General features: G+C 26.4%; 16 protein-coding genes and 1 pseudogene. 6 read left to right on the forward strand and 11 right to left on the reverse strand.

What is annotated here, in order from left to right; all coding sequences use genetic code 11:
• Nucleotides 1-463: 463 nt before the first annotated feature.
• The 6 genes and pseudogenes from GSH19_RS04930 to GSH19_RS04955 form a co-directional block, all read right to left on the reverse strand.
• A pseudogene (locus tag GSH19_RS04930) lies at nt 464-766 on the reverse strand (DDE-type integrase/transposase/recombinase); the annotation flags it as partial.
• 102 nt (nt 767-868) lie between these two features.
• Complete coding sequence (locus GSH19_RS04935) at nt 869-1,240, reverse strand: DUF805 domain-containing protein (protein ID WP_237026993.1); 372 nt, start codon at nt 1,238-1,240, stop codon at nt 869-871.
• Between the two features lie 545 nt (nt 1,241-1,785).
• A complete protein-coding gene (locus GSH19_RS04940; RefSeq protein WP_237026994.1) occupies nt 1,786-1,956 on the reverse strand; it encodes a hypothetical protein in 171 nt (56 codons plus the stop codon).
• A gap of 244 nt (nt 1,957-2,200) precedes the next feature.
• A complete protein-coding gene (locus tag GSH19_RS04945; RefSeq protein ID WP_237026996.1) occupies nt 2,201-2,512 on the reverse strand; it encodes a hypothetical protein in 312 nt (103 codons plus the stop codon).
• On the reverse strand, nt 2,505-3,020 hold the full coding sequence (locus GSH19_RS04950) for a GNAT family N-acetyltransferase (protein WP_237026997.1): 516 nt from the start codon (nt 3,018-3,020) through the stop codon (nt 2,505-2,507). Before GSH19_RS04950 ends, GSH19_RS04945 begins: the two co-directional genes overlap by 8 nt.
• 2 nt (nt 3,021-3,022) lie before the next feature.
• Nucleotides 3,023-3,805: a winged helix-turn-helix transcriptional regulator gene (locus GSH19_RS04955; protein WP_237026998.1), complete on the reverse strand. Its 783-nt coding sequence runs from the start codon at nt 3,803-3,805 to the stop codon at nt 3,023-3,025.
• A gap of 565 nt (nt 3,806-4,370) precedes the next feature.
• On the opposite strand from GSH19_RS04955, the gene GSH19_RS04960 reads away from it, so the two are divergent.
• Nucleotides 4,371-5,207 carry a ParA family protein gene (locus GSH19_RS04960; protein WP_237026999.1) on the forward strand — a complete coding sequence of 279 codons (837 nt, stop codon included), beginning with the start codon at nt 4,371-4,373 and terminating at the stop codon, nt 5,205-5,207.
• Between the two features lie 3 nt (nt 5,208-5,210).
• Complete coding sequence (locus tag GSH19_RS04965; protein ID WP_237027000.1) at nt 5,211-5,513, forward strand: hypothetical protein; 303 nt, start codon at nt 5,211-5,213, stop codon at nt 5,511-5,513.
• Nucleotides 5,514-5,726: 213 nt separating this feature from the next.
• Here GSH19_RS04965 and GSH19_RS04970 read toward each other — a convergent pair whose 3' ends face one another.
• The 3 genes from GSH19_RS04970 to GSH19_RS04980 all read right to left on the reverse strand — a co-directional run bounded on the left by GSH19_RS04970 (nt 5,727) and on the right by GSH19_RS04980 (nt 7,282).
• A complete protein-coding gene (locus GSH19_RS04970; RefSeq protein ID WP_237027001.1) occupies nt 5,727-6,227 on the reverse strand; it encodes a hypothetical protein in 501 nt (166 codons plus the stop codon).
• Nucleotides 6,228-6,620: 393 nt separating this feature from the next.
• Nucleotides 6,621-6,980, reverse strand: coding sequence for an ImmA/IrrE family metallo-endopeptidase (locus GSH19_RS04975; RefSeq protein WP_237027002.1), 360 nt, complete (start codon nt 6,978-6,980; stop codon nt 6,621-6,623).
• Nucleotides 6,977-7,282: a hypothetical protein gene (locus GSH19_RS04980; RefSeq protein WP_237027003.1), complete on the reverse strand. Its 306-nt coding sequence runs from the start codon at nt 7,280-7,282 to the stop codon at nt 6,977-6,979. The genes GSH19_RS04975 and GSH19_RS04980 overlap by 4 nt, the downstream gene beginning before the upstream one ends.
• On the opposite strand from GSH19_RS04980, the gene GSH19_RS04985 reads away from it, so the two are divergent.
• From GSH19_RS04985 to GSH19_RS04995, 3 genes are all read left to right on the forward strand, one after another.
• Nucleotides 7,281-7,637, forward strand: coding sequence for a putative HNHc nuclease (locus GSH19_RS04985; RefSeq protein ID WP_237027004.1), 357 nt, complete (start codon nt 7,281-7,283; stop codon nt 7,635-7,637). The genes GSH19_RS04980 and GSH19_RS04985 overlap by 2 nt on opposite strands.
• A gap of 4 nt (nt 7,638-7,641) precedes the next feature.
• Nucleotides 7,642-8,061 carry a hypothetical protein gene (locus GSH19_RS04990; RefSeq protein ID WP_237027005.1) on the forward strand — a complete coding sequence of 140 codons (420 nt, stop codon included), beginning with the start codon at nt 7,642-7,644 and terminating at the stop codon, nt 8,059-8,061.
• Nucleotides 8,062-8,498: 437 nt separating this feature from the next.
• Nucleotides 8,499-8,615 (forward strand): putative holin-like toxin, encoded by a 117-nt coding sequence (locus GSH19_RS04995; RefSeq protein ID WP_237027006.1) that lies wholly within the window; start codon nt 8,499-8,501, stop codon nt 8,613-8,615.
• Between the two features lie 1,160 nt (nt 8,616-9,775).
• On the opposite strand, the gene GSH19_RS05000 is transcribed toward GSH19_RS04995, so the two are convergent.
• Nucleotides 9,776-10,282 (reverse strand): hypothetical protein, encoded by a 507-nt coding sequence (locus GSH19_RS05000; protein WP_237027007.1) that lies wholly within the window; start codon nt 10,280-10,282, stop codon nt 9,776-9,778.
• 357 nt (nt 10,283-10,639) lie between these two features.
• Between GSH19_RS05000 and GSH19_RS05005 the strand changes: the two genes are divergently transcribed.
• The gene (locus tag GSH19_RS05005; protein WP_237027008.1) at nt 10,640-11,140 is read left to right on the forward strand and encodes a helix-turn-helix domain-containing protein; all 501 of its coding nucleotides are present in this window, start codon (nt 10,640-10,642) and stop codon (nt 11,138-11,140) included.
• 151 nt (nt 11,141-11,291) lie between these two features.
• Here GSH19_RS05005 and GSH19_RS05010 read toward each other — a convergent pair.
• On the reverse strand, nt 11,292-11,649 hold a 358-nt coding region (locus GSH19_RS05010), incomplete at its 5' end, for a YdcF family protein (protein ID WP_237027009.1).

Here is an 11,649-nt window from a genome sequence, read left to right on the forward strand (position 1 = left end):
AACAATAATATTTTTATCATATAATTTTACTCCCTATTAATTTTTGTTTAGTTAAATAACCTAAAGGTATATCATGCAATTATAAATTTTTATTATGATGCTTTATTTGTTGAATATGACAAATAAAAAAAATATGATATATAAATCATTGATGATTTGTAATGATGTAAAGTTCTCATTAAATTATTTATTTTCTATCCACATTACTAATAGTTTATTAAATACCTATTTAAGAAGCAATTTGTGCTAATATAAATTTTCCAATACAGATTATTAATTTGTAGCTTAAACATTAGACTTACTTCCAGTTACTTTATATAATTTAACCAAGTAACACTCACCAAATTTTTTAACCAGTAGCTGGTATGAATTGTTCTGGTGCAAAATTAAAGATAAAGCCGTAAAGTAAACTTACTTTTTAAATATTGTATAAATTAACTTAATAATTCATTTAATGCCAAGATTGACGAATTGCTTTTAAAGTTGCTCCATATTTATCTGTAACTAAGCAATTAGGCGTCCCGTAGTTGTTAATTAATCGCTTAATAAATTGATAGGAAGAACAAAAGTCTCTTCTTTTTCTCAAACTAAAGTCTAGCGTTACTCGGTAGCTATCAATTGCTCGATATAAATAATACCAAGTACCTTTGATTTTCAGATAGGTTTCATCCATTCTCCAGCTTTGATGTCTAGACTTATGTTTTTTCTTCCACATTTTTTTCAATAATGGTCCATAAAAATGAACCCAACGCATCACAGTTGTATATTCAAATGCTGATAATACAAATAAGAAATTAATTATTATTAAAAAATGTTAAATCTAATATGTTTATTGAATAAAAATTGTATAGACCGATAATTAACTCCTTTAAATTTCACTCCAACGATTTTTCTTTGAAGGTAAAATCATTAAAATAATGAACCAAATTTGTCCTAATAACGGAATAAATTGAATAAATATCCAAAATCCTGAATGGTCAGAATCATGAAGTCTTCTGATAGTTAATGATAACATTGCAATCCAAACTAGTGCTGCGATTATTTGACTACCAACACTTAAATTCAAATCAGTGAATGTATAAATATCATTAATTGGATGACCTATAATACCTTGAATAATACTAATTAAAATTCCACCAATTAACCAGTTAATAATTACTGGTACCCAGTAATTTAAACGAGTTGATGTTCCTGAAAAATTTAATAATCTTGTCCAAAAAATCTTATATGAATTAATCATAAATATTAATCTCCCTTTATATATAATTGTTTAAGTATATCATTTACTTTATTTGAATTGTTAAATTTTAACCTGAAAAATAAGCGATTCTGCTGCAAAAATTTAAAAAATGAATAGAAATAATTTATAATAAAATTAAAAATTGATTATACAAAATGAAAAATCATTTTCAAAAAGATATTATTGTAGTAACCATAGGCTACTATTTCCGTTTTAGTTTTAGTTATCGAGAAATTAACAGTCACAGGGTAACGCTAGATTTTTGTTCTTCATACTAAATTTATTAAGTAATTAATCAATAATTATGTGACACCTAATTACTTAGTTACAACTAAATATGGAGCAGGCTCACCGTTTAGCTAAAAGAACTTTATATAAATACGCTGGATTTCAATCATGTAAACATGTAAGTAAAATCATTGCTGTAGACTGATGCAGTAAATGAATTATTAAGTTAATTTCTAACACATTCAATGAGTAATCTAACTTTACTGTTTTATTTTTAATTTTGCACCAGAAACTAATTTATTAAGAAAAAGCTCCGCTTAAATATAAAAGACACATCCGGTTGCAATAATTATTAATCCCAAAAATAATTGTGAGAAAATATTTTTATCTTTAAAATATAATCTTATAAAAAAGAATTTTTTTCCAACTGTAAAAATCAATAAGTCAACCACAAAAATAATAACTCCAATCAATTTCAAAATATACATAAAATAACCTCCAATTTAATTATTTACTTTATTTTATCATTAATTTAAAAGTCACCCTTAAATAACAATAAATTTAGCAATTCAAAAATTGACTTATAAATCAGACGAATTATATTATTTAAACATAAATAAAGGAGGAAAACTACTTATAATAGTTCTTCTCTAAATAGAGAACATTTAAGATGGTGGCTCACTTTTATAGTTAGTAATGACAATTAGCTCGGCCAAGCTAAGATGATTATTTTTAATTAGATTTACTAATCAAATTTACAACTAAAGAAATCATTGAAACAACAAACGTAACAAACAATAACATTAATTGGTTCTGGTGCAAAAATAAAAACAAAGTAATTATAGCAATATAAGTATTGTTTATAAAAGAAGATACTGCACTTATAGTAATATAATAAGTTAAAAGAGGAACTAATAGAACCCAATAATATTTTTTATTCTTTTCGTCAAATTTAGTTAATTTATCAGTTAATTCTAATATTTTTTTATTATTTAATCCTACCGTCATAAATTCATTAGCCTTATATTCAAAGATATTAATCAAAAGCAGAACTATACTCAATCATTCCTGAAAAATTATTCAAATTAAAATCATTAATACTTTTAATTAAATAATATTTTTCCGGAACTTCAAAAGGTGCTTTAATATTATATTTTTTAGCTTCTTTGTATCCAAACTTTTTATAGTAGTCAGGATTACCTAGAATACTAATAAATTTTTTATCAGTATTTTTTGCTTGTTCTTCTATTTTTTTCATAAGTTGACTACCTATTTTTTGATTTTGATTTTTTGGTAATACTGAAATAGGAGCTAATGAAAATCCATATTGATTAATTCCTTGAATTTTAATTTCACTTAATAACACATGACCAATAATATGATCATATTTTTCAGCTACTAATTCTAAATTATGGTCATAACTATCTAAATTTCGTATTTTTTCAACTAATTCAGCTTCTCCACCATAGCCATGTTCACTTTTACTAAATGCAGTAATAACTAAGTCCTTTACAGCTTGATAGTCTTCTGTTTTTATTTTTCTAATTTTCATAATTAACTCCCCATCATAAATTCATTAGCTTTATATTCAAAGATTTTAATTAAACTGCTCATAATATAACCACTCTTATTTTTTGCTTTTTGTTCAGCAGAAATAATAATACCTTGAATCTTTTCAGATAATGTTTTATTTAACAATTCATTTGATTCTAAGCTGGTTGCACCATATCCATTAGTAGCCTTAATTGCTTTTTGAGCGACTTTATTCTTTGCTTTGTAAATTAATCCAGCATAATTGTATAAATCTGCTCTATCATTAGAATAGGCTGATAGGGTGCTCACAATTTTTTCTGATAGTCCGCCCTTTTCAATTAATGATTGAGCCAAGATTTTCAAATCGGATTTTGCAGTGTCATTTGTATCATTTGTGTATTTATTAGTTTGATTAAGGTTAGTCTGATTAACTTGCAGATTTTTCTGGTATGGAGACGCAGATTTTTCCTGTACTTTATTTTTACTGGACTCCACAACACTTTCATCTGCTTGAAATGCGGGAATAAATATTTTATTAGCTTTATTAAATTGGCGTTTTATTTTAATCAATCCATCGTTAATTAATTTATTCATGATTTTAGAAGCGGTTCTTTCACTTACGTTAATATTTTCAGCCAATTCTACTAATGTATAAATTACGAAGAAATCTGATTGTTTCTTATCAAAGAACTCACTTCTCTTGATTGATGAGTTCATACGATCATGAATTAATGAGTAAGCTACTACCTCATTTGCGTTATATCCTTGGTTAAATAATTGTGTATATAGTTTAGTGAATTGCATTATTCTATCTCCTATTTTAGATAGAAAAAAAGAGCAAACAAGATTTTAAATCTACTTGTCCGCTCCAATATGTATTGAAAATTAATTTCTAAATTGATATAATATACATATAAGTCAGCTACAACTGACCTACAAATATAATAAGCAACTCAGAACGTTAAAGGCGACCAAGTACGGCATTACTTGTTAGCTGATAAATAATTACTCTAAATAATTATTTATCAACGTTCTTTTTTTGTATCTGTATTTAATTTATGTTTCAAGACTACAATATGGTTGTCCTAAAAGTCAACATTTTTTTATCACAATATATCATATATTCATATATCTATAAACGATAATATGAATATATGATTAATATATCTATTAGTATAAATGATGATATGAATAATATCATAAAGATATATTTTAAGAATAACCATATATAATGGACCTCATAACTTTATTTTTTAAACAAAAAAAGATATATTAATCATATAGATAAAAATAATAATATAAATATATGAGTAATGTATATAAATAATAATATGAATATATTCATATTATTAAATTTTGGAGGTATGTCATGAGCATAAATATAACGGTGGGGAATTATAAAGGCGGAGTTGGTAAAACAAAGAATGCCATAATGTTAGCTTACAAATTATCTCAAAGAGGTAAAAGATGTTTAGTTGTGGATTTAGATCCACAGGGTAATGCGACTACTGTTCTTGTTAGAACTCATCAAAATACAAGTGATGAAGTATTTAATTTTGATAAAACTCTAATGGGAGCTATCAAAGATGAAAATTTGTCTGAAATTATTATGAATGTTCAAGAGAATTTAGATTTATTACCATCTCATATTGATTTTGCTAATTATCCAACTTATTTAGATTTAAAGTTTGGATTAGTTGATAAACAAGATCCAAAATATGATGAATTATATGCTAAGAAAATGAATCATTTGAAAAAACTTTTAGAACCACTAGAAAATCAATATGATTATATTTTCATTGATGTACCACCAACAAAAAGTATTATGACTGATTCTGCCGTTATGGCATCAAAGTACGTATTGATAATTTTACAAACGCAAGAACTTGCTCTTGATGGAGCAATTCAATATTTAGAAGATCTAAGAAATTTGGCTGAATATGGTGGGGACTTTGAAATACTTGGTGTATTACCAGTTCTTGTAGAAAGGAATACTAGTTCAGATGAGTTCATTCTTTCTCAATCTCAAGATGTTTTTGGTAAAGAAAATGTTTTTGATGTAAAAATCCCGCAAATGGCTCGATTAAAAAGATTTGATAATACAGGAATTAGAGAAAAAGATAGATTTGATGATAAAGTTATGAAATTATACTCTGATGTTACTGATGAATTTTTAAAAAAAATAAGATATTTTGAAGGAGATTAGAAAATGTCTGACAATAAACCTAAAGGATTAATAAGAAGAGATCGTGTCGTACCAAAAAAATCTGAAGATCTAAGTGGAGTATCTTCAAGTACAAATAACAAAACAACCACTCGTAAATTTGATAATCAAAAATCAAATTTAAAAGTTTCGAGTCAAATTAAACAAGAGATAGATATTTTAATTAAATTAACTCATAATAAATTTACATATGAAATGATTGAAGAAATGATTGACTCATATGTAAATAATGAATTGACTGAAGACCAACAAAGAGCCTTTAAATCATTGTCAAAGTTAATTGATTAATTAATATGTACATTAAATCAATGTAACAACGTACAAAGTTACAATGAACACTATTAATAAAATTAGCACTATGGAACTAAAGAAAATTAGAACTATAGCACTAATTTATAGAAATATAGTTCTATAGAATTATGAATTATTAGTAATTTATAATTAGTAATAAATAATTGAATAATAAAAAGCCTTACTGAAATTAATCAGTAGGGCTTTATTTTATTCACCTTTGTATTTAAATCCACAAGTTAATCCACGTTTGGCAATAACTTCACCAGAGCTATTTCTGATTTCTAAATTACCAGGTGTATTTGTACTGTCATTTGGGCGGACTAAATATTTGTTTTCTATATTTTCCATTGCATTAAATTCAGAGTTAGCAATATTTTTCAACTCACTTGATCTGTAACCTAATGCAGCATCATTTAAGACAGCGATAGTTGTAATACTTTCTTTTTCAATATAAGCATCAGTTATAGCATTATTTGAATTAGCAGGAACAGATTTAAGAGCTTTCTTATATTGAGATAAGTTTTTATTATCATTTTTCTTTCTAGCTTCTTTAACTTCTTGATCCATTTTCTTTTTGCTTTCTTGTTTGGCATTTTCTTCATTTTTTTGATTAATAACTGCCATATAATTAGTAGAAAAGAAGAATAATGAGATTAGTAGAATTATTATTTTAAAACCTCTTTTGTTCGGTTTAAATTCATTATTCATTTTTTTATTTATATTATCATCATAAAATATTGCTAATATAATCAACGCTAGTGATGATGTAACAGCTAAAATTATGTTTTCAGTGAATTTTGGGCTGTTAAAAGACTTCAAAAAATAATGAATAAAATAAATAATTATTATAATGAAAAATTGTGAATTGAAATTTACTTTTATTATTAGCTTTAATGGCTTCGTTTATATTTAATGTAGATGCAAAAGCTATGAAAATTAATAACCACATTAATACACTGAGTATTATTAAAAAAATTGACATTCTTATTACTCCTAAATATGTAATCAGCTTTTCAAGACTTCAGTTTTTGGTCTACTTATTTAATAAGGTATACCGTATGTTTTTGCTATATCTTGAAAAGTAACATTAGTAGTACAATTTTACCTTACATATAACATACTTAATAATCCTACTGCAAAATCGGTAGCTTCACGTTCAAAAGAATTATGACCATTTCTGGCAGAAGTATAGCAACCGATTAAATCATTTTGGACAATTACATGACCTAATTCATGAGCCATAACTAAATTACGCATAGGACTATTTTTTATTTTAGAATTTAATATAATAATTGGTTCAATATTTGAACTAGAATCATACATATTTTGACCTAATGGTTTATTAGGCATTAAATCAGACCATTGAACATCAATGGTCATTTTTTCAGCAATTGCAAATGGATCAGCAGTTTTATATCTATCTATAACAGTTTTGATAGCTTCATTGATTTTATTATTCATATCGATTTACTCCTCGTCGTCATTTCCTTTTGTTGCTTTTTTAGCTTTTTTACGTTTCCAGAATACTTTCTCCATAGCAATTTTAAGCTGTTTTTTTCAGTTTCAGTTAATTCTTCACCGCCATAAGTCATAGAACCATCATTGTGTTCCATGAAATCCTTTAAATCTTTTAAATCACTTTCAGTCGCATTGTCAGGTGTTTTACCTTTTTTAGATGTTGTTTTACTCAATAAATAGTCAACTGTTACATTGAATACATCTGATTGTTCTATGACAGTAGCTAAAAACTTTATTGATTTCATGATCACGTTTTGTATTCAACAAGATATTCTATTCATCACAAAGGTATGGGACGAAATTGCAAGCAGTTATGCCTTGCAACATCAATGTTTATTGAAAATATTATGTGTGGTTTGTGGCAAGCCTAAATTGGATTTAGCTCATTATGATTCAGTAGGTAGTGGACGAGATAGCACTAGTATTAATCATATCGGATTAAGGGCTATGATATTATGTAGACAACACAATTCATTGCAACATGAAATGGGATTAATAAGCTTCTGCAAGATGTATCAAGTTAAACCAATTAAGTTAAGTAAGTACGATGTAATTAAATTAGGATTGATGAATAAGAAACAAGTTGAAGAGAATAATTAAAGGGGTGGCTAGTATCAAAACAATGAAAACGAGAGAAGAAATTATTAAAATTATCGGTAATTATAACTACATAGATAATTTAATTAAGAAAAGAGAAATTGAGATTGAAACACCTTTTAATGAATATAAAGATGAAAATGTCGGTGGGGGCAAATCAAGTGGAGGCAGTAATGAACAGGTAGCTAATACCGCAATTAAGTTTATTGAAGATCCATACATTAGAACGTTACAATTTCAAAAAGATACTATCAAAAAAGTATTTAATGATAGTGATGCAGATACTCAAAGAATTATCAAAGATAATATGTTTCGAAAAAACTGTAAAAGCATTAAATTCTTATCTATTGATATGTGTTTGAGTACAACTTCTATTAACAAAAAGAAGAAAAAATTCATTGATAACGTGTATTATTTACTCAAATAATAGCTAGTTTTCCAAAAGGTTTCCAAAGTACCTAAAAAAGGTGCTAATATTGTAGTATAGAGAAATTTACAAAAAGAATCATATGGCTCTTTTTTTATTGGAGTGATTAATTTCAGATAAAAGGAGTTAATGATTATGAAGATAGGTCTAATGATATTAGGTTTAGCATTCATCGTAGTGATACTTCTTACCTGATGCACCACCTAGTGAAGAAAAAGAAAATGCTCTTATTCAAGCTATTAGTAAATCATATAAGGATAATGATCCAGTAACTAAAGATGATGTGGATGAATAAATATGTAATTTTAAAACTAAATAAACTATGCTAAACTCTTGTATATAGAGAAGTTAAGATGGTGGCTATTTCTTTTAAAAAGGAAGTGGTGTTTATGTGTTAAATCATGTAGCAACAAATTCTAAAGAAAGGAGTAGTCTAAGTGTCTGTTTCAGATACTCTGCAAATAATGTTATCATTTGGTATCTTTGTTATATCAATGATTGCGTTAGTTGTAGATTTGATTAGTAAATTTAATCAAAAAAATAACCCATCTTAGCTTGGTCGAGCTAATGGGTTATAAACTTAATTAGTAAAGCCACCATCTTAAATGGTCTCTATTGTGAGGAGAACTATTACTAGTAGTTCTCCTCTTTTATTACAAGTAAATTATATAACCCAATTGGGTCACAAGTCAATTTTTATATGGATAAAGTTATCGTTAGATAAGGATAAATATGAGTAAAAGTATATTGATAGAATATTGATTTAGTAATATCATATATCTAACAGAAAAGAGGTGTTAGATATCGTTACAATCCAATTATCAAATGGCAGTTTTGCATGTATTGATGAGAATAGGTATAGATGTAATGTTAAAAGCTTAAAAGATAAGCCTAATATAGAACTAATCAATATACATACTCATAAAATTATCCAAATTACAAAAGAAGGATTAAAACATTTTAATAGACATAATTTAAAACTTTCTTAATAATTTAACTACTAAAAACTACATGCTGAATTGTTCACAAGGTTGATATTTCACAAAGACTTTATGAAATATAGATTTGACAAATAATAAATGGTTGTTCCAGTTGTTAAATCAACGATAGTTTGTTAACTTCGTTTAATGTGTATTATGTCAAGTAGAATAATAAAGTCGTTTGAACTTAGTTATATCAACGAGTTCAACGGCTTTTTATTTTCACAATCACTATAGATTAAATTAGTCAAGTTGCAATCTTAAACAATATTTAATAAATGGTCATTGATTTTTAAATTATTAGAAATATATTGAATGCGTATTTATTTAATATATAATTAAATTATATGAAGGAGTTTTTTTTATGTTTAATAATTATATTTCTGTTTTTGCAACTATAACAAAAACAATAAACAAAACTTTAACATCTCCATTTAAAATTGTAGTAAAGGTTAACTAATGAAAAAGATAAAAAAGCAATTCAAAGTGATTGGGATAAAATAGGCAAAGATATAAGAAAAGGTTTTTTATTATATGACCAAAGAACTACAAAATTAAAAATGAACCTGCTTATTCTGATAGATCATTACTAGATGAATCTAAAAGGTTACCAGAACCAAAAAATTAGCTGTTAATCCCGCAATTAAACTTATTAATAAAATTATAATTAAAATAGAAATAACTGAAATTATAAAAGCTATCCAAAAATTATTTTTTTTCATAATAAAACCTTTTTATTTTTGTGTTCCATAAGATATCAATCCCCACGTATTTTTACTAATTTTAAACCAAGCTCCTTTATTCGTAGGTAATAATGCAATTGTTCCTCCTATTGCTGTAGTAATTGCAGTAGCTGGACCTGCACTTAAACCGTAAGATGCAACTATTGAAGCTACAGTTCCTGCTATGGCTGTTGCTCCAACAAGCTTTGCAACTTTAACTAATGCCGAATTTATAAAAATAGTTAAACTTTTTTTATGATTTTTTACATAAGTCCCACCTGCAAATATATTGCCATAAGTTTTATCGGTGTCTGTGTTAACTGATAAAACATTGCCTTGAGATGCAATACTACTAATATCTTCTTGGCTCAATTTACTATAAGCTTCAGGATTACTTTGTTTTAAATTATCTAAAAACTCTTGTCCGCTAATAGATACGTTTTGTGGATCATTATTTTGTGTTTGGGATTGTTCTGTATTTGTAGCTGAAGAAGTGCTATCAGCATGCACTACGTTCACACCCACAACCGATGCCTAGTAAAGTACCTGCAATCAATGAAGACCTAAAGAATTTTCTTTTAATACTGTTACTCATAAAAAGACTTTTTTTCAAAATTACACAGCCATTAACTAGTTGTTATATATGTTTTAGCACTATTAAAAATATAAGCAAGTATCTAGTATAAAAAAGAGCAACCGATTGGCTACTCTGAAGTGACCCCCAAAAGTTGGACAGAAAAATCTGACTTTTGGGGGTCTTTTTGTTGTTAAATATAATTTTGAATTAAAGATAAAAATTGTTTTAGAATATTTAGCAAAGGACACAGCTCTAACTATTTATGTAAGAAATATAATATCAAACGAAGTGGAACAATTTTGTATTGGGTAAAACTGTATCAAACCTATGGTTTGAGTGGAATTAAACCAATGACAAATCATATAATATATCCTGGTGAGTTCAAACAAAAAGTGCTGCATTGGATGCACACTAACCACAGTTCGTATCCAGAAACAGCACTTCAATTTAAAATATCTAGCCCTAGTGTTATCTTCACTTGGCAGAGAAGATTGGAGACTAAAGGCCTATCTGGATTATACACTACTCTAGGCCGTCCTAAAATGAAAAATACGAATTTAAATTACAAATCAGATCTTAATTTTGATTATTATTTGATTAAATATAACTATGAAGTTTTAAAGCAAAGTAATTTGTCATGGATTGATAGACTACAAAGATTATTTAAACAGTTAACTAATTACTCTAAAAGTTTTATTCTAAAACAATTAGGAATTTCACGTAGTAGTTATTATTATCAAAAGAATAAAATTGATAATTTTCTGACTTATTGTTTAATTTTATTTTTGCACCAGAACTAATATTAAAATTAAACAAAAATGGTTCTAGTGCAAGATTAAAAATAAAGCCAAAAAAATTAATTTCTTTTTAACAAATTTAATGGTAAATGTTTTACTTTAAGTAGGAAAAGAAAACTTTTAAATTAAAATCATCAAATTAGGATGACTTATATTAATTTTGAATAATAATTTCACTAAATGATAAAATAACAATCAATCCCAAAATAATTAAATTAAAAATTCGATGATTAGATAAAACTGCAATATATTCCCTAATAATTGCATTAGGGACAAAAAAACGACTAGTTTTAGCACCTAATCCATCAATTTTTAATCCTGCTTTTCTAGCATAAGTTCCTGCACGATAAATATGATAATTACTAGATACATAAATTCCACTATCTAATGCAAAATGATTCTTTTCAATAATCTTTTTAGAAAATAACATATTTTGCAAGGTTGTTTTTGATTCCGTTTCTGCAATTAAATCAGATGATGGGAGTCCTTTGTCAAGAGCATATTGTTTCATA

Source organism: Lactobacillus sp. S2-2 (genome assembly GCF_021698855.1).
GTDB lineage: Bacteria > Bacillota > Bacilli > Lactobacillales > Lactobacillaceae > Fructilactobacillus.